Raw genomic sequence first — 25,497 nt, 5'->3', positions numbered from 1 at the left:
AAGTTCATAAGAGAACTTAAACTTTGATTTTTTCTGATTTCTCAATCAAAAAATGATGGTGTAGCCCCTAGATAAGATGCTTCTATTGTGACTGCAAGATTATCAAATTCACCATAACTAAATAGACAATAGCTCAAAGTCTTTTATCAGCTTCTACCATTACCCACATCATTCATAATATATTTTATTTGAAAGTACTAATCTACTGTCATGAAGAAGTTAATATCAATTTGAATCTGCTCATCTCTTGTGAGAGAAACAATCAGATCACCCTCCTCACACATGTCCATGTAATAAGTTAGCTAATTATAAAAAAGTTCCACAGCCCATAAAGACTTTGGAACTTCTTAATTGACTTCATTATTGGTCACTTACGATATTTTTAAGTGCCGAACAAAAAGAAGCCTGACCTTATTCGGTCAAGCCTCTCTTTTTGAAAACTGAAATAATCTTACTAACTATCTTATTTTTACGCCTATTATTATCTTAGTCTTCTTTTTTTCGTTTTCCTGCCAAACCAAGTCCAGCTGCCGCAAGGAGTCCTCCGAATGCCATTGCTACTACAGACTTGTTCTCACCAGTCTTAGGAAGACCCTGTTCTCTAGATACTTCTGGAGATGTCGGTGGTGTAACTGGTGGTACTACTGGAGTTGGTGGTGTCGGTGGTGTAACCGGTGGCACCACTGGAGTTGGTGGTGTTGGCGGTGTAACTGGTGGCACCACTGGAGTTGGTGGTGTTGGTGGTGTAACTGGTGGCACCACTGGAGTTGGTGGTGTTGGTGGTGTAACTGGTGGCACCACTGGAGTTGGTGGTGTCGGTGGTGTAACTGGTGGCACCACTGGAGTTGGTGGTGTCGGTGGCGTTACAATGTTGTTGAACTCAGTATCTTCTGGCAATTTAGAAGTTACTGTCATAACGTTACCACCCTTAGCTACCAAAACAGTAACTTTAGCTACCATCTTATCGTAAGTTACTGTAGTATCATTACCTTTCACTTCTTCAACCGTGTAGAAGTGGATACCTTCTTCACCATGTTTGTACTCAAGTGCTGAGAACTTAATCTTACCGTCAGCATCATTGCTTACAGTTTCAATCACTTTACCTTTTCTATCCTTAAGTACAAAGCTAAACTCACCAGCCTTAAGGTCACGACCTTCTAGTTTTTTAGTGAATTCAAACGTAACACTAGCTGAAATGTTAACAACACGTTTTTCAGTTGGTTTTTCAGGTGTTTTCACGACCTTCTTAACTGTTGGGTCGTAGTAGTGAACTGTTTGTCCCGCTGTGTTTTCAATATCTGAACCAGAAGGTACGTCAAACTCACCTTTTTCATTCTTACTGTCTTTAACAATTGCCGGAATGTCAAACTTATAGTAACGACCAAAGGCAAACTTAGTTGTATCGATAATTTGGGTATTATCTTTATCACCAAGTGACTTAGTGAAGCCATCTTTAAGGTTGGCTGTAATCACACCGTTTTCAACCTTGATATCGAACATTGCTGTAACATCTTTACCAGTTTTACCATCGTATGCTTTGATATCTGATTGGTTAACATTAAGTTTCTTCTCATCGTAGTTATCAGTGATACCAACGGTTTGAATATAATCCTTGTTGTTTGCGTCAAATTTAGTTGTATCAAGCCATACTTGGTAAACCAATTTATCGCCACGTTTCACAGTCTTAGTATTCAAGTTTTCTTTCTCGTTGTTGTCTGTCTTGTCTACGTATGGGTTCGCATTAGTATCCGCATACTTGTCTGCCAACTCTTTATCATCATCAACGAGTTTATCACCAGTAATGTCAAATTTCTCTTGGTTTACAACATATTTCTCTGGTTGGAACTTAGGTTTTTCTGGTGGAACCACCTTGTTGTTGAACTCTTTGTCGTTAGCATCTGTAGCATTTCCACCTGTTGAAGCATGATTAACGACAGTCTTAAGAATTTTACCATCCTTAGTTACTTGTACTGTCACCGTTGCTTTCATAGCATCGTAAGAAATACCAGGTTTATTGTCATTGACTTCTTCTACAGTATAAGTAAATGTCTTACCAAGATCAGCCTTGCTGAACAAGAGTTGTTCAAACTTGATGTGGCCGTCTTTATCATTTGATACAGTTTGAAGGACTTTTCCATCTTGGTCTTTCAATAAGAAGCTGAACTCACCTGCAGTCAACTCACGTCCTTCAAGTTTCTTAGTATAGTTGAACTCAAGTGGAACTGGAACGTTATTTTCACGTGTTTGAGTTGGTTTTTTAGGAGTTGTAACTTGCTTATTGTAAGGGTTGTATTGATGAACAATTTCATTGGCCGTATTACTAAACTCAACACCGTCATTGTCTTTAATATTTTTAACAGTTGCTGGGATATCAAATTTATAGTAACGTCCAAAGGCAAACTTAGTCGTATCAATAACTGGAGTCGCATCAGTTGCACTAATAGGTTTAGTCAAACTTGGTTTAGAAGTTGCGTAGATGACACCGTTTTTGATTGAAATTTTGAATTTATCAGTAACATCTGTTTCACCATCATAAACCTTGATTGCTGACTCATCAATATCAAGTTTAGCTTCATCATAGTCATCTGTGATTCCTACTGATTGAATATTGCTTTCAGCTGTAAATTCACGAGTATCAAGCCATACTTGGTAGTAGAATTTCTGACCACGAGTAAGTGTATGGTGATTCAAGTTTTCAGCTTCAACCTTACCGTTAGGCGCATCATCATCGAGAAGTTTTGTACCCTTAAGATCAAATTTTTCTTTAGAAACAACATACTTCTCTGGTTTGAAGTTTGGTGTTACGTTATTGTCAAATACTGTATCATCCGCAGTAAAGGCATCTCCACCTTCAGTAGCATAAGAGATAACTGTTGACAACTGATCACCAGAAGAAGGCTGAATAACTTGAACAGTCACGTTAACCTTCATATCATCATAAGTAACACCTGGTTTGTCACCTTTCTCTTCTTCAACAATATAGTTAAATGTTTGACCAATATCAGCTTTTGAATAGTTGATTGTCTTGAAGGTAACTTTACCATCTGCATCATTCTTAGCCTTCTCAAGAATCTTATTAGTTTCTTTATCTTTCAAGACAAAGCTAAATTCATCTGCTTGCAATTTGCGACCATTAAGTGTCTTACCAAAGATTAGCTGAATAGCTGTTGGAATGTTGTTCACACGTTTTTGCGTTGGCTTATCTGGAGTCTCAACTGTATGCGTTCTTGGGTTATAATAATGAACCGTTTGTGTCGCAGTATTTTCGATTTCAGAACCATCGTAAGCATCTTGACTAACTGTAGCAGGTATAACTACTTTGTAGTAACGACCAAATTCAAACTTAGTTGTATCAATAACTTGAGTATTATTTGCATCACCTAGTGACTTCGTAAAGCCTGATTTCAAGTTTGCAGTGATAATACCGTTAGTAACAGCAACGTCAAACTTAGATGTCACATCTGCACCAGTCTCACCATCATAAACCTTAATAGTGTTTTTAGTCACAATCAATTTTGATTCATCATAATTGTCTGTGATACCAACAGTTTGGATATTTTCCTTATTGTTAGCACTAAATTGAGTTGTATCAAGCCATACTTGATAGTAGAATTTCTGACCACGTTTAACAGGCTGAGTATTGAGGTTTTCAAAGACTTCTTCCAACTCGCCCTTATCATTACGGACAGTAACTTTTTCATTATTATTAGATTTATCTGCGTAAGGATTAATCTTAGTATCGCTGTATTTATCAGCTAACTCAGAATCATCATCCAAAAGTTTCTTACCAGTTAAATCAAAGTCTTTATCTCTAACAACATATTTCTCTGGGTTAAACTTAGGTTCTTCTGGTGGTGTCACACGGTTATCGAACTCTTTGTCTGGTGCGTCTACAACATTCTTCACGATTGCTTTTGCCGTACCATCATGAGAAATTGAAACCCTTACTGTTGCAACCATGCCATCGTAAGACACTGTTGAATCTGTTCCTTTAACTTCTTCCACTGTATAATTGTAAGTCTTGCCAATATCATCCTTACCAAATTCAAGTTTCGTGAAGTTAATCTTAGCGATACCGGTAGTTGCATCAGGAGCATCATTTTTCGCACGTTCTACTTCAACGCCATCTTTCTTAAGAACAAATGTAAATTCATTAGCTTTAAGTTGACGACCATCAAGTTTCTTAGTGAAATTCAACTCAAGTGGAACTGGAACACTGTTCACACGTTTTTCAGTTGGTTTGTTTGGTTTTTCAACTGTGTTGGTTCTTGGGTTGTAGTAGTGAACAATTTGACCAGCTGTATTTTCGATATCTTTTCCTGCTGGGGCATCCGTTTTCACGGTTGTCACAATATCAAATTTATAGTAACGACCAAATGCAAACTTAGTTGTATCAATGATTTGAGTGTTGTTGGCATCGCCAAGTGATTTCGTAAAGCCAGCTTTAAGGGTCGCTGTAATCACGCCACCAGTGTTTGCGATATCAAACTTAGAAGTAACATCTGCACCTGTCACACTATCGTAAACCTTGATTGAGTTCACATCCAATTTAGCTTCATCATAGTTATCTGTGATGCCGACTGTTTGAATATTTTCAGTGTTGGTTGCGCTAAATTGTGTTGTATCCAACCATACTTGGTAAACCAATTTAGATCCTGGTTTCACTGTCTTCGTATTCAAGTTTTCTGGTTCATTGTTAGCTGTACCATCCGCATATGGGTTGACTTTTGTATCACCATACTTGTCTGCCAATTCAGAATCATCATCAAGCAATTTGTCACCTGTGATATCGAATTTTTCTTTAGAAACAACGTATTTTTCTGGGTTGAACTTAGGTTCTTCAGGTGGTTTCACCGTATTGTTAAACTCTTTATCTGGTGCGTCTACAACATTCTTCACGATTGCTTTCGCTGTACCATCATGAGAGATTGAAACCCTTACAGTCGCAACCATTGTATCGTATGTCACCGTTGCGTCTGAACCTGTAACTTCGTGTACAGTGTAGTTGTAAGTCTTACCTAGATCATCGTTACCAAACTCAAGTTTCTTGAAGTTGATTTTACCAGCTGCGTCGTTTTTCACACGTTCGACTTCAACGCCGTCTTTTTCAAGAACAAATTCAAATTCGTTAGCTTTAAGTTGACGACCAGCAAGAGCTTTCGTGAATTTCAACTCAAGTGGAACTGGAACGCTGTTTACACGTTTTTGAGTTGGTTTTTCTGGTTTCTCAACCTTGTTTGTTCTTGGGTTGTAGTAGTGTACGATTTGACCAGCTGTATTTTCGATATCTTTTCCTGCTGGGGCATCCGTTTTCACTGTTGTCACAATATCAAATTTATAGTAACGGCCAAACTCAAACTTAGTTGTATCAATGATTTGAGTGTTGTTGGCATCTCCTAGTGATTTCGTAAAGCCAGCTTTAAGGGTCGCTGTAATCACGCCACCAGTGTTTGCGATATCAAACTTAGAAGTAACGTCTGCACCAGTTACGCTATCGTAAACCTTGATTGAATTCACATCCAATTTAGCTTCATCATAGTTATCTGTGATGCCGACTGTTTGAATGTTTTCAGTGTTAGTTGCGCTAAATTGTTTTGTATCCAACCATACTTGGTAAACCAATTTAGAACCTGGTTTCACTGTCTTCGTATTCAAGTTTTCTGGTTCGTTATTGTTCGTGTTGTCTACATATGGGTTGGCCTTTGTATCACCATACTTGTCTGTCAATTCAGAATCATCGTCAAGCAACTTGTCGCCTGTGATATCGAATTTTTCTTTAGAAACAACGTATTTTTCTGGGTTGAACTTAGGTTCTTCAGGTGGTTTCACCGTATTATTAAACTCTTTATCTGGTGCATCTTGGTCCAAGTGTGCAACGATAGCTTTAGCCGTACCATCTTTTTGGATAGTGACTGTAATCGTCGCAACCATGGTATCGTATGTCACCGTTGCATCTGAACCCGCAACTTCATTTACTGTATAAGTATAAGTTTTTCCAAGATCAGCATGGGTGAACTGAAGTGCTTTAAAGTTAATCTTGGCAACACCATTGGCATTTGGTGCATCATTTTGGGCATCAGCAACCTTAACGCCATCTTTTCGGAGTTCAAAAGTAAATTCATTAGCCTGAAGCTGACGACCATCAAGTCTCTTAGTGAAGTTAAGAGGAAGTGAAATTGGAAGATTTACGACACGTTTTTGTGTTGGTTTTTCTGGCTTAGTGATATCTCTTTTTGTCGGATCGTACTGGTGAACAATTTGATTTGCCGTATTTTCGATATCCACACCATCTGGAGTCGTTGTCTTAACAGTGGCAGGAATATCAAATTTGTAGTAACGACCAAACTCGAACTTAGTTGTGTCGATAACTTTATCTTTGATAAATTCGTCTTTAGAAGTTGCAGTGATTTCTCCGTTGTTTACTGTGATGACAAACTTAGAGGTTACATCTGCACCCGTTACTGAATCGTAAGCTTTGATATCTGCAACATTGATCTCCAGTTTGTCAGCTTCATATTTATCTGTAATACCAACAGCTTGAATATTGTCACTTGCTTTTAATTTTGTTGTATCCAACCATACTTGGTAGACAATCTTATCGCCCTTCTTAACTGTCTTGGTATTCAAGTTTTCAGGCTCATTGTTGTTTGTCTTGTCTACGTATGGATCCGCATTTGTTTCAGTGTATTCATTTGTCAACTCATTGTCGTCATCCATCAACTTGTTACCAGTGATGTCAAATTTCTTTTTGTTAACGATGAATTTCTCTGGTTGGAACTTAGGCTCTGTTGGTGGGGTTACAACGTTGTTGAACTCTGTGTCTCCTCCTGGATACTTTACCGTTGCTTTCAAAGTGTGGTCTGCATTCTTAGAAACAGTCACAGAAACCTCAGCAACCATGTTATCGTAAGTGACACCGAATTCTTTGTTAGCTGGAACTTTCTCAGTCACCGTGTACTTGATGACTTTACCAACTTGAGCATTTTTCACTTCTGGGAGTTGATTAAAGGTAACAACACCATGTTCATCATTGGTTCCAGTAGCAACAACAACTCCGTTTTCATCCTTCATTTCAAATGTAAATTCACCTGCTACAAGTGTACGACCTGCTAAAGCTTTTGTGAAATTAACATTTACCGGTACTGGAGGAACAACAAAGTTGTTGAAGACTCTGTCATTGGCATCTGTTGCTTCACCACCTGATGAAGTCATCACCGTACTTGCTGACAATAGACCCGTATTGGCATCTTTTGTTACGGTAACCTTCACGTTGATTGTCATCGCATCATAATCAACATCTGTGTTTGTTCCAGCTACTTCTTTTACAGTGTAGTTATAGACACCAGCTTTATCGAATGACAACGTACTAAAGTTAATCTTGCCATTAGCTTTATTTGTTACCGTTTCATTAACATTACCGTCACCAGTTAATTTAAAGCTGAAATCACCAGCATTAAGCATACCATTTGAAAGAGACTTATCGAACTCAAGGTTTACTTTTACTGGGTTCGGTGTGAAGGTATTGTTAAATTCTTTATCTACACCCGTCGTTGGGTTACCATTAGCATCAATACCATTAACTGATGAGTAAGTTGTAGCAGTTGTCAAAGTATGACCTGTCTTAGTAACTGTAACAGCTACTTTCGCTTCCATTTGGTCATAAGACATACCAGCTTCGGCTGTTGTTGGCACAACCTCTTTTACAGTGTAGTTAAAGGTCTTGCTGTCATTTCGCTCTCCTGCAGAATTTGTTCCAAGATCACTAACCTTGTATTTAATGCCCGTGAATTTAATATTGCCGTTCGCATCATTTTTTGCAGTGCCAACCACTGCACCTGCTTCATTCAAAAGATTAAAAGTAAACTCATTTGCTTTTAGATTACGACCAGATAATTTCTTCGTAAAGTCAAATTCAACGTTTACTGGAGCTACAACAAAGTTGTTGAATTCAGTATCAGTACCGGTTCCCGTCGGATTTGTTGCTGAAACATCAGTGTTTCCAGAGTCATCTTGACCATTTTTTGAAGTGTACGTAACAGTATATTCATACTCACCCAAGTAGTTGCCAGAAGAGTCTTTCTTTTCTGTAACTGTAACGGTTGCCGTAACACTCATTCCATCATAGTCAACTTCAGTATCAGAACCAGCTACTTCTGTAATACGATATTTATAGATACCAACTTTGTCTAATTGGATAAGCGATACTTCTTTTTCAGTACCATCAGCTTGTCTTATTTTTTGAGTGAAGGGAATAGAACCATCTTCCTTGTTTGTTACTGTCGCATTAATAGCCGGTCCATCTTTTTCAAGTGGATTAGCAGGGTCTGCCGCAACATTTGTTATATTAAAAGAGAAGTCTCCCTTTTTCAATTCAGGTTGTACTGTCGTATTAAGACTCTTTAGGACTTTCTTTAGATTAAGTTCAATATCAATAGGTTCGTTTTTTACATAATAGTAAACCGTTTCATAGCTAGGTGACAATTTGTTTTCCAAACGGAAAATGTTACCTGAAGCAACTGGAACACCATTAATCGTATAGGACGTATCTGAGCTACCACGGTTTACATAAAACTCACCTGCAGAAGAATAACGTGGACTATATTGAGCAGCCTCAGTAGCACTTACAGGATTTTCTTTAACTTCAACATTATTTTGTGCTACATTCCCAGCCCAGGACATTCGATAGAAAGTGCCATCTGGACGTTTATAAATAAAGTCTGCGCCTGAACCTCTAGCAAACTCTAAGTCACCCTTATAGTTAGTGTTTTGTTTATCTGAGAAAATAGCAAAAGGTTGCCCCATAACAAGCTTATCTCTATACTCAGGTTTAAGACCTTCATAGCTTGGCTTATTATTATCTCTATTCCAACCAGCATCATCAATGGTAGGGTTCTTACCAAGATCTTCTGGATGGTCAATTTTGTTATTGCTTCCCGGACGAATGACTGTCTCGTAAACTTTTACATATCCATCAGTATTTACGTCTTTAGCAATCTTGTTTAAGCTATCAGACTTAATGGCCCACATTTCGATACGGACGGTACCATCCTCTTTGACAACTTCCTTAATACGTTTAACAGCACCCTCTGCATTGGCGACGTCAAACCAACGTTGACCTACTTGATAAGGCTTTTTAAGCACATCTACAAGTGAGCGAGGATCCGCTGTTTGATAAAGACTGTAACCTTCAAAAGCACGAAGGGCTGAGGCATGGAAATCCTGTCCCTCCATAGCAGTTAGAGTAAAGCTACCAAGACTTTCTTCGTTTCCAGTTTCTCTATATGACTGTGTACCAACATCTGGTATACCATCTTTATTTACAAGTTTATAATCACCCGCAGTAGATGAGTTTTTAATATAGTTCCCATTTGTATCTTGAACAAATTTACCGACAAGACGATTCTTATCATAAGTTGATGCATTTTTATCAACAACTTTATAATACGTTGTTTTATGAGTTAGACGTGGAATGTAGTATTGTGGATCCGTGATTGTAGTACCTTCGTTAGCAGGATTAACTACATCATAGATTTGAATAGCCGAACGTTGGCCATCAAAATCAGTAGCACTACCATTGTATTTCCAAGTTGCACGTAGAGCTGGACGGTTTGTCTTATCTGCATCCACAATATTTTCAAAACGGAACTCAATATAGGCCTGCTTAGCCCCAGAAATAGGAGCAAGTGTAGCTTGACCTAAGTTAACAGTACCAGCACCATTGATTTGTTTTGTTTCTTTAACAGTGTTTGTAGCACCGTCTACCAACTCAATGGTTACATTTGTAGAGTTGTCGTATGGTTTAGACATACGATAATAGTACTTCGTGTTGTATGCTTTATTGAATCCCATCAAATCAGTAACGAGATAAGTATACTGAGAAGTATTTGGATTCAATTGGTAGTTAATACCAGCTGTAATATGATCATTTGGATCTTTTGGCGTAGGTACAACAAGAGGACGGTTAGTAATCGTTGCTCCGTTAGGATCACTCATAGTTGGTGTCGCTGTTGCTACACCAGTTGTGTAACTTGTTGATTCTGGATTATCAAGCGAACGACGTCTACGACTGCTACGACTACGTACTTCTGGTGCAGTTCCTGCAGCGGACATTGGGTTCGCCGTCAACATTGTTGTCAAAGCTGCTGTATTCGCTACGGACGTTGGACTTGGTGTTGACGTTGTCAAAGTTGTCGTTGCAGGTTGTGCCACTGAAGCCGATGTAGGCTGTGTTGAAGCGACTGGCTGAGTAGCTGTAGACGTTGATACAGGTTGTGTTGTAGCCGTCGGTTGTGTTGTTGAAGCGACTGGCTGTGCCACTGTAGGTTGTACCGCTGTTGGAGTTACAGCTGATGTGCTAGTTGCACCTGTTGAAGAAGAAGTTGCTGAACCTACAGATGTAGTACCCGCAGCTGTTGGAGTTGAGCTAGCAGTAGCTGCAGCTGTTGCTGTTGTCGCTGGTGCTGTAGCTGTAGACGTTGTTTCTGTTGTTGAAGCACTTGCTACTTCAGAAGCTGGTGATACCAAAGCAACTGTTGACGTAGATGTTGCAGAAGCGGATGGGGAAGTCACGCTAGCTGCTGGATTTGATTGGGGTGCTGTTGTCGTAGTATTGACTAAACTACTTGAACTTTCTCCCGCTACGGATGTGCCCGGATTACCCGCCGTTACAGTTGGAGTCGCTACTTCATCTGCCTGTGCACTATGAGCAGCAAAAAGTGCTGTTCCTAGCAAGACTGAAGCGACACCAAACGAATATTTACGCAATGAAAAGCGTTGGCGTCTATTAAAAAAGTCTTTCATTAAAAATCTCCCTCTAAAAGATAGTTAGTTATAGGTCACATGATTATAAGTCAGTTTTCTCATAGTCATGATTCACTCCATATTCTAACATTCTGACAATTTACAGTCAAGATTTTAATCTCACTTTTTTAAAAAAATATTAGTTGTCTGACAATTTTATTGTTTTTGCTTCCTGAATTCTATATAAAATATGTCAAAACTCTTTATTATGGCGTATTTCCCCGTTTCTATGAAAATATAAAATTCACTTTCATTTTTAACCTAATCGGCTTGAACATGTTATCATTCTAAACTCATGAGAAAATAAAACTAGTTTAAATGGCTGATATTCTCATTTATGCTTTAATATTTCTTCTTGTTGAAGCAAAAAATTAGCCTATCATATCCGCATGTTAAAAAGTAAGTAAATTTATTTTTTTGTTTTTCAAACACTACAATCATATCTTGACTCATTTGCTAATTGAAGTCCAAGAAGTCTATCAGACAGCAAAAAGTACATCACAAATATTAGACACTAAAAAGATTGGCCATGCTCCAAATTGTTCGAGTCAGCCAGAATGTTTATTTACTCAGTGTTTGGATTTTGAAACTGAGATATTTTTTTGTAGCAAATAACGTTTGTAAGTAGCCTTAATCATTAAGTATAGAAAGACTCAGACCTTACTGGTTTGAATAATCTTCAATATCTGCTTTTTCAGCTAATTTCAAGAGTAAAATTGACTTCAGCTTCTTTATAACTTTATATAAACTTATTTTCTATAATAAGGTAGAACTGTCCTATTTCTCTCATAGCATAGGTAGGGACTATTGATAAGGCGAATCGGCGGTCTAAGAGAGCTGGATTTTTGATTTTCATTTGACAAAATCCGTTAGACAGCGTACAATCAAGGCAAGTAACATTCGGAGGTAAATGGAGACATGAACAACTAAGTCTATTCACAATAAACCTGCTTTATTTGATAGATTGTTTTCATGTCTTTTTTGCGCTCTTTTTCTGTAGAAAACTTGTTGATGGTATCTGCGCTTTTTTGTGTCCACACCATCACTATCTCCTAGAGAGCTTTTTAGCTAGATTCATGACAGTTCTATCTTATAAGGTAGGACTGTTTTTTGACCTTTGATATTGTTTGAAGTAAAAACCTACTTCCCATGAAACAATATCCACAAACACTCTGACCTAGGAGGTCCTATGATACAGATTCAACACCTAACCATAATACATACCAAGGATTTGCGTGAACTTGTTCATGATCTAAATCTAACGATAGCTACAGGCGAAAAAGTCGCCATCATTGGGGAGGAAGGCAATGGAAAATCTAGTCTCCTTGCCCTTCTGGTCAATCCAAAAGCACATTTTGACCATCTGTCTTACGAAGGAACTATTAATAAACCAGATAACCCACAGGTCTATATTCCCCAACAGATTTCGGATAGCTTGCAATCTCTAACCCTTAACGACTACTTCTTTGCGGACACTTATGACCTAGACTATGCTACCCTCTATCGTCTGGCTGATGAACTTCATTTTGATAGTGAGCGTTTGGCTAGCAGTCAGCTTATCGCCAGTCTGTCAGGTGGTGAGAAACTCAAAATTCAACTCATCCGAGAATTAGCTCGTCCCCACGACGTCATTTTTCTTGATGAGCCCTCAAACGATATGGACTTGACTACTATGACTTGGCTAAAAGACTTTATCAAGCACTCAGATAAAACGATCGTCTACATCTCACATGACGAGGATTTACTCAGTCAGACAGCTGATACCATTATCCATCTGGAACTCCTTAAACGTCGTCGACAGGCAAGGACCAGTGTGGAGCACCTCAACTATGATAACTATAGTCAACAACGCACTGATACCTTCCAACAACAGATGCAGCAAGCAAAAACCGAGAAAAAAGCCTATGACAAGGCCATGGCCAAGCATCGTCGTATCAAACAAAATGTCCAAACTACCCTACGTAATACGCATGACAGCACGCAAGGACGATTGGTTGCTAAAAAGATGAAAGCAGTCCTCTCACAAGAAAAACGCTACGACCGCCTTGCCCAAGACATGACACAAATGCCTGAAAAAGAAGATAGCATTGAACTATTCTTCTCTCATATCGACCCTCTACCTCAAGGAAAATATCTCTTAAATCTAGATGAAAAGCAGATAAACATAGCTCCTCACCTGACCATTGACCATCTCAAACTCTCTTTGAAAGGCCAGGAAAAAATTGGTATTGTGGGAGATAACGGCTGCGGTAAATCCACTCTCTTACACTATCTCTACCAAAAACTTAGTCAGAAGACAGACCTGACTATTGGCTACATGCCCCAACGTTATGACACTATCTTGCCACTGGATTTGTCTCCAATAGCGTTTTTGAGTAAGACTGGCGACAAGTCTGAACGAGAAGTTATAAGCTCCCATCTCGCTTACCTCAACTTTAGTCATGATGAAATGAACCATGCAATCTCTGATTTATCTGGAGGACAGAAAGGAAAACTACTCCTGCTGCACCTGGTCTTAGAAAGCCCTCAGCTCCTTATCTTAGATGAACCAACCAGAAATTTTTCGCCCACCTCGCAACCCCAAGTCCGACAGCTCTTCGAGAACTATCCAGGGGCAATTCTGACGGTATCGCATGATGTCAACTACCTCAGACAAGTCTGCCAAAAGATCTATCGTCTAGACTCACAAGGTTTAGAAGAAGTTGAGATTTAAGATCTCAAATCTATCGTTTTTGCAAGAAAAGTCTCAAAAGAAACCTTTTCTTCAGATGCAAAAAAACTCAGGCAAAACCTGAGTTTTTTTAGTCTTAATCAATTTCCAGACCACCGGTATAAAGTCGGTAGTAGGTACCACCTTGTTCCATAAGGCTGTCGTGGTCACCACGTTCAATGATTCGTCCGTGGTCCATAACCATGATAACGTCAGAGTTGACAATGGTTGAAAGACGGTGGGCAATAACGAAGACCGTACGTCCTTCCATAAGTCGGTCCATCCCCTCTTGTACCATTTTTTCAGTACGAGAGTCAATAGAGGATGTCGCCTCGTCAAGGATAAGAACCGGTGCATTGGCAAGGGCAGCACGCGCAATGGCGATAAGCTGACGTTGTCCGTTAGACAAGCCTGCACCATCATCTGTAAGAACAGTGTCATAACCATTGTCCAAATGTTGCACAAAGGAATCCACGTTAGCAATACGGGCAGCTTCAAGAATTTCCTCGCGTGTCGCATCGGCACGGCCATAGGCAATATTTTCAGCGATAGTCCCTGTGAAGAGATGGGTATCTTGAAGCACGATACCAAGTGAGCGACGAAGAGAATCTTTCTCAATCAGCTTGACATCAATACCATCATAAGTAATCACACCAGATTGGATATCGTAGAAACGGTTAATCAAGTTGGTAATCGTCGTCTTACCAGCACCTGTCGCACCCACAAAGGCTACCTTTTGCCCCTTGTCTGCATAGAGGTTAACGTCATGAAGGATTTGTTTCTTACCATCGTAAGAGAAATCAACGTCTTGAAAGACCACATTTCCGACCAACTCGACCAATTCGTAGTCACCATTTGGACGTGGGTGTTTCCAAGCCCAGAGATTGGTTTTCTTGTCTGTCACAACCATCTGATCATCTACCAGTTCGTAATTGACCAAAGTGACCTTACCTTGGTCAACTTCCTCTGGTTCGTCCAGAAGGTCAAAGATACGGTCAGCACCGGCAAGTGCCATAAGAACAAAATTCAGTTGTTGAGAGACCTGAGTAATAGGTCCGTTGAAAGAACGGTTCAATTGTAGGAAGGCCATGAGACCACCGATAGTCAAACCACCGACACCATTAAGGGCAAAGAGTCCACCAACCAAGGCAGTCAAAACAAAGGAAACATTTCCTAAGTTCCCAAGAATTGGCATGAGAACATTGGCATAGCGATTAGCCAAGTAAGAAGATTCAAAAAGTTGCTCGTTAATCTTGTCAAAATCAGCCATGCTTTCTTCTTCGTGGACAAAGGCCTTGACCACTTTTTGACCTGACATCATTTCTTCAATGAAGCCATTTTCAATCCCCAAATTCTTTTGTTGTTCACCAAAGTAACGGCCTGATTTAGCTGATACATTTTTGATGACCATAAACATGATACCTACCATAACTAGGACCACGATAAAGAGGAGAGGACTAACCGTAAGCATGGTCACAGTCACACCGATAAGGGTAATAGTTGTTTGTAGCAACTGTGGAATAGACTGCTCAACAGCCTGACGAAGGGCATCGATGTCGTTGGTGTAGATAGACATGATGTCACCGTGTTGGTGAGTATCAAAGTAGCGAACGGGCAGCTTTTGCATACGAGCAAAGAGCTGATTACGAAGGGAACGCAGAGAATCTTGCGAAATCGTCGCCATGAGGAGTGATGACACATAGTTGGCAATCACACCGATAAGACAGAACACAGCCACTGAAGTCAAGAAATGTAAAAGAGGACCAAAGTCATGGCTACCAGATTTGAGCATGGGCTGAACGTAAACGTCAACCAAGGACTGAATAGAAGCCGTCAAATTGACCGTTGCCAAAGAAGCAACAACAATGAGTATAAAGGCGATAGAAAGTGAAAGTTTATAGTCTTGCCACAAAAAGCGCAAAAGTCTTGCTAAAGAGCCCCAGTTAGCTTTTTTCTTATTTTGCATCTGCTACTCCTTTCCCTTGTGTTTGCATCTTGTAGACGTCACGATAAATGGCATTGTTAGCCACCAATTCATCGTGAGTACCAATGGCATCGATTCGGCCATCATCCATAACAACGATGCGGTCTGCATCTTGGATGGATGAAATACGTTGACCGATGATAATCTTAGTGGTGTCCTTAAGACTTGATGCCAAACCTTGACGAATCAAACTATCTGTCTTAGTATCAACCGCTGATGTTGAATCATCAAGAATCAAGATTTTTGGATTCATGAGGAGGGCACGTGCGATACAGAGACGTTGACGTTGTCCCCCTGAGACATTGGCTCCACCACGTTCAATCTTGGTGTCATAGCCATCCTTAAACTCTTGGATAAATTCATCAGCTTGGGCAATCTTACAAGCTTCAATGATTTCCTCATCTGTCGCCTGTTTATTTCCCCAACGCATATTTTCCTTAATGGTTCCTGAGAAAAGGACGTTGGTTTGAAGCACCATGGCAACTTGCTTACGCAAGCTATCCAAATCATAGTCCTTAACATCGTGGCCTGCAACCTTAACTTGACCGGCTTCCACATCATAAAGACGAGGAATGAGCTGAACCAAGCTTGATTTACCAGAACCTGTTCCACCAAGAATACCGATAACTTCACCAGACTTAATATCAAGCGTAATATCTTTGAGAACATGGGTCTTATCACCATTTTCATCTGTGTATGAGAAATCCACATGCTCAAAACTGATAGAACCATCTGTGACCTCTGTCAAGCCATTTTCAGGTGAAACAATGGTTGAATCAGTGTTGAGCACTTCATTGATACGCTCTACAGAAGCCATAGAGATAGACAACATGACAAAGATCATCATGAACATCATGAGTGAGATGAGGATAGTCATGGTGTAACTGAACATGGAAGTCAATTCACCTGTAGATAGCTTGCCGATAACGATAAGATGAGCACCAAACCAGGAAATCATGAGAAAGGACGCATACATAGACAACATCATGGCTGGGTTAGACATGATAACCACACGAATAGCACGCATGAACATCTTGTAAATGCGGCGTGAAGCTTTCTTGAACTTATCTGTCTCTTCCTGCTCTTTAACGTAGGATTTCACCACACGCATGTTAGTGATATTTTCCTTGATACTGTTATTGAGGTTGTCATAAGCCTCAAACACTTGAGTAAAAAGAGGGTATACGATTTTGGTAATAACAGCCAAAACCAGACCAAGGAAGAGTGTTACACCAACGAAAATCCAAGCCATTTCACCATTAATCAGGAAACTTGCTGCAATGGCAAAGATCAGATTAAGTGGTGCGCGCACACAGATGCGGATAATCATCTGGTAAGAGTTCTGCACGTTGGTAACATCAGTCATCATACGTGTTACCAAACCACCAGCTGAGAACTTATCGATATTTTCAAAAGAGAAGGTTTGAACCTTTTTGAAAATGGCTTGACGTAGATTCTTGGCAAATCCAGCAGAAGCAAAGGCCGCATAGCGTGCCGACTGCATCCCACAGAAAAGCGACATGAAGGCACAGACCAACATGAGGCCACTATAGAGCCAAATGTTAGACATGTTAGATTGCTGGACACCTTTGTCCAAAAGATTGGCCATGACAAAGGGAATGGAAATCTCAAACATGACTTCTAACGTCATGAAGAGGGACGCTAGGATTGAGGGTTTCTTGTATTCCTTTATCTGGGCGATCAGGGTTTGAAACATAATTACCTCCGTTTTTTATTCTTTATTCTTTTGATATTTTTCTTTTTTGATGCTTTCTTAAGTGATGGCGGACGTCAGCGACCGACTCAGTCGTTCCATGACTAGTTATCGAGCCAAAGTCTCGATAACTCCGCTTCCTATAACTGCTTCTGCAGTTATAGGAATATCATCACGGCGAAAGCATCGTTATTGGGCAGAGCAAAGCTTAAAACTAACAGTCTTATGCTTATCATTTATCTATAAAAGAACGGTCATACCCTTTTGAGAGCATACAAAAGCCCCTGAGGGCAGACCCTAGGGATTTTTTCGTTCTCATATATATGTCATTAGTATAGGTTAAATTGAGTAAAATTGCAAGTACAATGTCATTTCACTAACATTTGTAAGCATTTTACGATGTTTGATAAAAATATCGTTCTAAAACCTGCTCATTTTTCACAAACTTATCATAAATGTTCGTAAATTATAGCCAAACGTAGCAGAAATTTGTTTTCTGTTCCTATTTATAATAGACTAACACTAACATTAGATGAAAAGGTGACTCTATGACTATAAATCAACTGCTTCAAAAGCTGGAGCCTACCAGCCCTATCCTTCAAGCTAACTTTGGAATTGAACGCGAAAGTCTTCGTGTCGATAGACAGGGAAAATTAGCACATACGCCTCACCCTTCTTGCCTAGGAGCTCGAAGTTTCCACCCTTATATTCAAACAGATTTTTGTGAGTTTCAAATGGAGCTCATCACACCAGTTGCTAAATCTACCACTGAGGCTCGTCGTTTTCTTGGAGCCATTACCGATGTAGCCGGACGTTCCATCAGTAAAGATGAACTTCTATGGCCCTTGTCCATGCCACCTCGTATCAAGGCCCAAGAAATCCAAGTTGCCCAACTGGAAAATGAATTCGAACGCCATTATCGTAACTACTTGGCTGAAAAATACGGAACCAAACTTCAAGCTATCTCAGGTATCCACTATAATATGGAACTTGGGAAAGATTTGGTTGAGGTCCTATTCAAAGAAAGCGACCAGACTGATATGATTGCTTTCAAAAATGCCCTCTATCTTAAGCTGGCCCAGAACTATTTGCGCTACCGTTGGGTAATTACCTATCTCTTTGGTGCTGCACCTGTTGCTGAGCAAGGTTTCTTCGACCAAGAAGTGCCAGAACCCGTGCGTTCCTTCCGTAACAGTGACCATGGTTATGTCAATAAGGAAGAAATCCAAGTATCTTTTGCAAGCCTAGAAGATTATGTCTCTGCCATCGAAAACTATATCGAACAAGGAGATTTGATTGCGGAGAAAGAATTTTACTCAGCTGTTCGTTTCCGTGGACAAAAGGTTAATCGTTCCTTCCTTGACAAGGGAATTACCTATCTGGAATTCCGTAACTTCGACCTCAACCCCTTTGAGCGTATCGGTATTAGCCAAACTACCATGGATACCGTACACCTACTCCTGCTAGCCTTCCTTTGGATGGATGCCCCTGAAAATGTCGATCAGGCTCTGGCTCAAGGTCACGCGCTGAATGAAAAAGTTGCCCTCTCTCATCCTTTAGATTCTCTACCTTCTGAAGCTGAAACTCAGAACATTACGACAGCTCTGGACCAACTGGTGCAACATTTTGGGCTTGGTGACTATCATCAAGGTCTGGTCAAACAAGTCAAAGATGCCTTTGCTGATCCTAGCCAGACACTAGCTGCTCAACTTCTGCCTCATATCAAAGACAAGTCCCTTGCTGACTTTGCCCTTGACAAGGCTCTTGCCTATCATGATTACGACTGGACTGCCCACTATGCTCTTAAGGGTTACGAGGAGATGGAGCTTTCTACTCAGATGCTACTCTTTGATGCCATTCAAAAGGGGATTCATTTTGAAATCCTAGATGAGCAGGATCAGTTCCTTAAACTCTGGCATAAAGATCATGTTGAGTACGTCAAAAATGGTAACATGACCTCAAAAGACAACTATGTAGTACCTCTTGCCATGGCCAATAAAACCGTGACCAAAAAAATCCTGGCTGATGCCGGTTTCCCTGTCCCTGCTGGCGACGAATTTACCAGTCTGGAACAAGGTCTAGCTTATTATCCTCTTATCAAGGACAAGCAAATTGTAGTTAAACCAAAATCAACCAACTTTGGTCTGGGCATTTCCATTTTCCAAGAGCCTGCCAGCCTTGATAACTATAAGAAAGCCCTCGAGATTGCCTTTGCAGAAGATACAGCTGTTCTTGTTGAAGAATTTATCCCAGGAACCGAATACCGTTTCTTCATTCTGGATGGGCGCTGTGAGGCTGTCCTCCTTCGTGTCGCTGCCAATGTTGTCGGTGATGGCAAACACACCATTCGTGAATTGGTCGCTCAGAAAAATGCCAATCCATTGCGAGGACGTGATCACCGCTCACCACTTGAAATCATTGCGCTAGGAGACATCGAACAACTGATGTTAACACAACAGGGTTATACCCCTGATGATATTCTCCCAGAAGGGAAAAAGGTCAATCTACGTCGTAACTCTAACATTTCTACGGGTGGTGACTCTATTGATGTCACTGAGACCATGGATTCCTCTTACCAAGAACTAGCTGCAGCTATGGCAACTAGTATGGGCGCTTGGGCTTGTGGGGTTGACCTCATTATTCCAGATGAAACCCAACCTGCTAGCAAAGAAAACCCTCATTGCACCTGCATCGAGCTCAACTTTAACCCTTCTATGTATATGCACACCTACTGTGCTGAAGGACCTGGACAGGCTATCACTTCAAAAATCTTAGACAAGCTTTTTCCAGAAGTTGCCACAAATCAAAACTAAAACTTAAATCTTAGGCGCAAAACAAATCACCTTTATCTCGAGATAAAGGTGATTTTGCTTTATTAACCAAACTCTCCTGCTTCTTCCTCAGGATGAGTTTCCATGTACTGGATGTGTTGTATATAGGCATCTTGAGCCTGATTGAAGGCTTCCTGATCACTGTAAGGATAATCTATGTAAAAGAGGTCCCGCCAGCCATTCAAGGTTTGGCTATTGTAGAAACCTTGAATCTTTGTGGGAAGAAACTCTTTGTTGTAGCTAATCCGCAACTTGAGTAGAGTCTTATCCTGAAACTGAGTGATGATACTGTTGGAGGTTTCTTGGCCTTCCAGACTAGTCCAAACCTTATTCAGAACAATGTCCTGACTATAGTGATTAGCTTTTATGCGATTTTTGTCCACTGGGAGCTTCTGGGTCGCCTCTAAAAGGTAGGACACCTCTCCTTGAAAATAAGCCTCAATGGTCAAATCTCCAAGACTTGAGCCAAATAATAGGCCATCCTTAATAGCAATGTTTGATCCAAAAAGTCTTTGGCCAGACACATCAAAGGACATCCCCTCATCCTGCCCGTAGAGCTTGATGGCATAGGCATCCCTTACACGATAGAAATTTTTAGCGACAAGAACACTATCAAGGGTTTCAGTCTTTTTTGTCTCCACCTTGGGGCTTGTAGGTTTCTTGGTAAAAGCTGTCAAACCCATTAAGCACAAGATGAGAGCGAATATAATCAAGGTAAGCATTGTAGACCTGGAGCCGGTCTTCAGCTTTAACTTGTCTCCATGTTTCAAGGTCTTTCAAGCCTCCTTTTTTAACAATATCAGCATAGCGCCCACCGTTTAAGACATTCTTGGGATTTTTCCACTTCCTAACCATCTTGCGTCTAATCGCATTGTCAGCAGGATGACGAACGTCGAGATAGGTATGGCTATTATTGAGATAGGCTGGTAGGTCAGCATTCAAGCCCTTAGACAGCCCATAGTTAGCAGAATCCGTATCGGCAATGTCAGCGCCAGCTTCAATCTTATAATGCTTAGGATTAGAGTCGATGCTACCGTCTTTCCTTTTCTTGTAGACATTCCACTCAGAAACAAACCTCCCCGTATCCATATTGACAATAAACTCAATAAAACGGGAATTGCTAACTCCATAAGGGCCAATGACACTGGTCTGAGGTAGCTGAATTTTCATGTTCTGCGGATAGGTAAAGTCTCCCAAGCTTCGATTATGGTAGGAAGCACCTGTTGTGTAATCCAGATGAATCTTCTTGTCCTTGCTGTAGGCCAGTAGCTTATCCAAGTCTGTCTTACCCTTGTAGTTGCTCCTAATATAATCCATAGACTGCTTATCAATCCAAGACCTAAAAAGGTGGAGCTTGATACCTAAGTCATCCACCCCAAGCCCTAAATCCGTCTGATAGGTCTCCATAATAGCCTCACGGAAGTAACTGTAAAAAGGACTAGTTGGCTCTAACTTCTTGGAAAATTTATAACCTGACTTCCCTAACTGGAGGAACTGGTACTTGTCCACATAAACCTGCATGTGCTTCATAACCAAATTGAGCTTGTCATGATTAGGGAGTTGAGAAGCTTGGAAAAAGGCCGTATAGGTATCTGAGCCCACTTCCTTACTTTCTTGGTCAATGTCCTGTAAAACCTTGTCTAGCTGGGTCAAGGAAGTCTTTTTCATCTTACTTCTCACCTGAGCCACATAGGCTGGCTTAATGGCCTGATCCCAGTGGTCACGAGCCATAATAGCATCTGCCTTTTGTGAAATCAAGGTCAATCGCTTTTGATAAGACGCGTCCTCCAAGGCCAGCTTTAAAGCCTTTGATGGCGTCGCTTGAACCACAGATAAATCACCGTAGATATCTGCCTTTAGGACAAGATTTACCTGCATATCATAGGAATGATTGATATGGAGAACGAGGTAAATCTTCCCATCTTCCTTCCTAACAGACAAAGCATCGAGTTGATAAGATTGGATAACCCCAGCCTGACTAAGTGCCAGTCTATCTATATTTTCCAAAGAATCCTGATAGATATAGGAAATCTCAGGGTCTTTGACCTTCTTTACCAAAGAGTGATTTCGCTGTCGATTGAAAACCACAAGACCAAGTATGAGGATTACAGCCAGGGCACTTGCCAGATACTGTAAAATTACTTTCTTCATAGTACTTCTATTATAGCATAGGACTCCAAATTAATCTGAAAACGATTGGTAAAGCCTGAAAATAAATGAAAAACAGGCCAACTAAGACCTGCTTAACTAGATTCTTTATAAATCGCTCAAGTGACGATGTTTGATACTAAAATCAAAATAAGCATTTTCCTGAAGTTTGTGGAATATGTCTCTGTAGGCTTTTTCGTCAAAGTGATCGCCACGATAGAGAATCTCAAAGCTCAAACCTTCATATTCCAAGAAGGCATTGGAAGTCTTAAAACCATTACGCTTATAGAAATCCCAACGCGCCACACGTTGCTCAGGATTGTCGTTAGGTTCATCCAAGCGCTCTACTTCCAAGACCATAGAACGCGATGGTCCATAAAAGTCCACCAGTTTATCAATAATCTCACTTCCGTAGCCATGACTCCGCATTTGAGGTACGATGGCAAAGAAACTCACATAAAAAACTTTGGCATTATAGAGAACTGAGGCAAATCCAACAAAATCATCCTCGTCATAAAAGGCAAAGAAATGATAATCATCACGACCATCCAATTGTAAAAACTCACTTAATGGAATACGTTCTTCTTCTGGAAAGGCCTCGTTGTTTAAACGCTCTACCCTATCTAATTCTGGAAACTCTTTGGTAATTAATTGGCTGCGTAAAGCCATAAATTTTCCCCCTTTTTCTGATGCTTATACCTATAGGTCATTATAACATCTTGATAAGTAAGTGCAAGTTTTAAGGGCTTGGATTAAGCTAGGGACAAACTCCTACTGTAACAGACACTCTAAATGCTGCTTATCTGTCTCAGTCATCTCTCTTCTTAAAAAAATAAAAGACAACGACCATTTCTAGTCGCTATCTTTTTTGTGATTCATAAGCTATCGCCTATTTTTTCAATTCCCAAATTTCTTTAGCATACTCTGTAATCGTATCATCCGAAGTGAATTTATGAGATTTAGCAATATTAGCCAAGCTCATACGTGCCCACTTGTCATGATCACGATAAAGTGCATCGATTTTCTCTTGAGCTTCTACATAAGCAGCGAAGTCTTCCAAGAGGAAGTACTCATCGTTGTGGGTGATGAGGGCTTCGTAAATTTCAGTACCTTCAGCTTGAGCATTTGGAATCGTACCGTTAACAAAAGTATCGACGACACGACGAATGACTGTGTTATTTTCATAAACTGCACGAGAGTAGTAATCGTGACGTGCATAGTGTTCATAAACTTCGTCCTTGTCCATACCGAAGATAACAACATTCTCATCGCTTACTTCGTCCTTGATTTCAATGTTGGCACCGTCAAGTGTTGCCAAGGTAATAGCACCAGTCATCATGAATTTCATGTTTGAGGTACCAGATGCTTCTTTAGAAGCCAATGAGATTTGTTCAGAGACATCTGCTGCTGGAATGATAAGTTCCGCAAGGCTGACACGGTAGTTTTCAAGGAAGACCACTTTAAGTTTTCCTTGGAGGCTTTCATCATTGTTAACAAGATTGGCAACTTCGTTGATAAGTTTGATAACAGATTTAGCGAAGTGATAACCAGGGGCAGCTTTGGCACCAAAGATGAATACACGAGGTACCATGTCTTTATCTGGATTATCTTTCAGATCCCAATAAAGTTTGATGATGTGGAGAAGGTTAAGCAATTGACGTTTGTAAGCGTGAAGACGTTTCACTTGAACATCAAAGATAGCATCTGTAGACACTTCTACGCCTGTTGTTTCTTTGATGTAGTCTGCCAAACGTTGTTTAGCAGTCTTCTTAACTTGATAGAACTGGTTCAAGACTTCCTTGTCATCCAAGTAAGTTGTAAGATTTTCAAGCTCATGGATGTCGTTACGCCAACCATCACCAATCACGTCATCAATGGCTGCTGAAAGTTCAGGAGCTGCAATTTGTGTCCAACGACGTTGAACGATACCATTTGTCTTGTTATTGAATTTTTCAGGATAAATAGTATAGAAATCGTGAAGTGTATCTTCTTTAAGAAGTTCGGTATGAAGTTTGGCAACCCCGTTAACTGAGTGACCACCGATGATAGCCAAGTTAGCCATATGAACTTGACCATCCTTAACGATACGAGTACGTTCGATAACATCCGCAGCAATACCACGTCCAGCCATTTCAGCAATGTAACGGTTGTCGATTTCCAAGATGATTTGGTAAACACGTGGAAGGACACGTTTGAAGAGCTGTTGATCCCATTTTTCAAGGGCTTCTTGAAGAATAGTGTGGTTAGTGTAGCTCATAGTCTTAACAGTCGCATTCCAAGCATCTTCCCATGAAAGACCATATTCATCAAGGAGAAGACGCATAAATTCAGCTGGTGCAACCGCAGGGTGGGTATCATTGATGTGAACAGATACTTTTTCGTGGATATCTTTCAATGGCAAGCCCATCTTGAGGTAAGATTTGATGATTGTTTGGAGACCGGCACTTGTCATGAAGTACTCTTGAACCAAACGCAATTTTTTACCTTCAATTGTTGAATCATCTGGATAAAGAATGGCAGTAATATCTTTCACACGACGGCGTGCTTCCAATGTTGGGTAATCCAACTCATATTCTTCAGGAATTTCAACATCCCAAAGGCGAAGATTGTTAATCACACCATTTTTATAACCAATTTGCGACACATCATAAGGTACGGCACGAAGGAATTGAGCATTCTTATAAGTTGGGACAAAGCGACCATCTTCATTGCTTTCAAGAACCACATCACCAAAGAGTTTCACATAGACAATATCGTGGTCTTTACGTGTTTCCCAAACATTACCTGTAGAACCAAACCAACCATCTGGTAATTCCACCTGGTAACCATCAACAATACGTTGTTTAAATAGTCCATAGCGGTAACGAAGACCGTTACCAAAACCAGGATAACCAGTAGTCGCAAGTGAATCCATGAAGGCAGCAGCCAAACGACCAAGACCACCATTACCAAGTGCCATGTCATGCTCAGCTTCTACAACTTCACGGAAGTCAATATCAAGTTCTGCGAATCCCTCTTTAACAAGGTCAAGAATACCAAGGTTGAGAAGGTTAGTTTCCAACATACGACCTGGAAGAAATTCAATCGAGAAGTAGTAAGCAATTTTTTCTTGATTGTCTGAAAGTGCATGGTTACGTTCAATCCATGTATTTGTGTAATATTTACGGATCAAACCAGCCAAGGCAGTAAAAATCTCCGTTGGTGTGGCCTTAGCAACTTTAATCAACTGCTCTTGATGGAGAGTATCCTTAAAGTCACGGATGAATTGTTCTTTTGTTAAATTTTCGAGTTGCATAGAAATCCTTTCTTA

At 40.3% G+C, this 25,497-nt stretch carries 9 protein-coding genes; 2 read left to right on the top strand and 7 right to left on the bottom strand.

Annotation, left to right across the window (positions count from 1 at the left end; translation table 11 throughout):
• Positions 1-486 precede the first annotated feature (486 nt).
• Positions 487-10,800: an FctA domain-containing protein gene (locus NSQ79_RS03025; RefSeq protein ID WP_164332112.1), complete on the bottom strand. Its 10,314-nt coding sequence runs from the start codon at positions 10,798-10,800 to the stop codon at positions 487-489.
• Positions 10,801-11,989: 1,189 nt separating this feature from the next.
• Here NSQ79_RS03025 and NSQ79_RS03020 point away from each other — a divergent pair.
• A complete protein-coding gene (locus NSQ79_RS03020) occupies positions 11,990-13,513 on the top strand; it encodes an ATP-binding cassette domain-containing protein (RefSeq protein WP_164332113.1) in 1,524 nt (507 codons plus the stop codon).
• Between the two features lie 94 nt (positions 13,514-13,607).
• Here NSQ79_RS03020 and NSQ79_RS03015 read toward each other — a convergent pair whose 3' ends face one another.
• Both NSQ79_RS03015 and NSQ79_RS03010 read right to left on the bottom strand, forming a co-directional pair.
• The gene (locus NSQ79_RS03015) at positions 13,608-15,476 is read right to left on the bottom strand and encodes an ABC transporter ATP-binding protein (protein ID WP_014632841.1); all 1,869 of its coding nucleotides are present in this window, start codon (positions 15,474-15,476) and stop codon (positions 13,608-13,610) included.
• Positions 15,466-17,211, bottom strand: coding sequence for an ABC transporter ATP-binding protein (locus tag NSQ79_RS03010; RefSeq protein WP_164332114.1), 1,746 nt, complete (start codon positions 17,209-17,211; stop codon positions 15,466-15,468). The genes NSQ79_RS03015 and NSQ79_RS03010 overlap by 11 nt, the downstream gene beginning before the upstream one ends.
• Before the next feature lie 545 nt (positions 17,212-17,756).
• On the opposite strand from NSQ79_RS03010, the gene gshAB reads away from it, so the two are divergent.
• A complete protein-coding gene (gshAB, locus tag NSQ79_RS03005) occupies positions 17,757-20,021 on the top strand; it encodes a bifunctional glutamate--cysteine ligase GshA/glutathione synthetase GshB (RefSeq protein ID WP_084871200.1) in 2,265 nt (754 codons plus the stop codon).
• A 62-nt stretch (positions 20,022-20,083) separates the two neighbouring features.
• Here the strand turns inward: gshAB and NSQ79_RS03000 are convergent, their stop codons facing one another.
• From NSQ79_RS03000 to NSQ79_RS02985, 4 genes are all read right to left on the bottom strand, one after another.
• Positions 20,084-20,680, bottom strand: coding sequence for a hypothetical protein (locus tag NSQ79_RS03000; RefSeq protein ID WP_049529306.1), 597 nt, complete (start codon positions 20,678-20,680; stop codon positions 20,084-20,086).
• The gene (locus tag NSQ79_RS02995) at positions 20,661-22,190 is read right to left on the bottom strand and encodes a DUF1310 family protein (protein ID WP_002886875.1); all 1,530 of its coding nucleotides are present in this window, start codon (positions 22,188-22,190) and stop codon (positions 20,661-20,663) included. The genes NSQ79_RS03000 and NSQ79_RS02995 overlap by 20 nt, the downstream gene beginning before the upstream one ends.
• A gap of 105 nt (positions 22,191-22,295) precedes the next feature.
• Positions 22,296-22,856: a GNAT family N-acetyltransferase gene (locus tag NSQ79_RS02990; RefSeq protein ID WP_002886874.1), complete on the bottom strand. Its 561-nt coding sequence runs from the start codon at positions 22,854-22,856 to the stop codon at positions 22,296-22,298.
• Between the two features lie 220 nt (positions 22,857-23,076).
• Entirely contained in the window at positions 23,077-25,482 is a 2,406-nt protein-coding gene (locus NSQ79_RS02985) for a glycogen/starch/alpha-glucan phosphorylase (RefSeq protein WP_339313825.1), read from the bottom strand.
• Positions 25,483-25,497 lie beyond the last annotated feature (15 nt).

Source organism: Streptococcus sp. FSL W7-1342 (assembly GCF_037966635.1).
GTDB lineage: Bacteria > Bacillota > Bacilli > Lactobacillales > Streptococcaceae > Streptococcus > Streptococcus salivarius_D.
This window is presented reverse-complemented; position numbering and strand designations above follow the sequence as displayed.

Coding starts and splice junctions, on each gene's coding strand:
- NSQ79_RS03025 (WP_164332112.1), bottom strand. CDS start 10,800: ATGAAAGACTTTTTTAATAGACGCCAACGCTTTTCATTGCGTAAATAT.
- NSQ79_RS03020 (WP_164332113.1), top strand. CDS start 11,990: ATGATACAGATTCAACACCTAACCATAATACATACCAAGGATTTGCGT.
- NSQ79_RS03015 (WP_014632841.1), bottom strand. CDS start 15,476: ATGCAAAATAAGAAAAAAGCTAACTGGGGCTCTTTAGCAAGACTTTTG.
- NSQ79_RS03010 (WP_164332114.1), bottom strand. CDS start 17,211: ATGTTTCAAACCCTGATCGCCCAGATAAAGGAATACAAGAAACCCTCA.
- gshAB (WP_084871200.1), top strand. CDS start 17,757: ATGACTATAAATCAACTGCTTCAAAAGCTGGAGCCTACCAGCCCTATC.
- NSQ79_RS02995 (WP_002886875.1), bottom strand. CDS start 22,190: ATGAAGAAAGTAATTTTACAGTATCTGGCAAGTGCCCTGGCTGTAATC.
- NSQ79_RS02990 (WP_002886874.1), bottom strand. CDS start 22,856: ATGGCTTTACGCAGCCAATTAATTACCAAAGAGTTTCCAGAATTAGAT.
- NSQ79_RS02985 (WP_339313825.1), bottom strand. CDS start 25,482: ATGCAACTCGAAAATTTAACAAAAGAACAATTCATCCGTGACTTTAAG.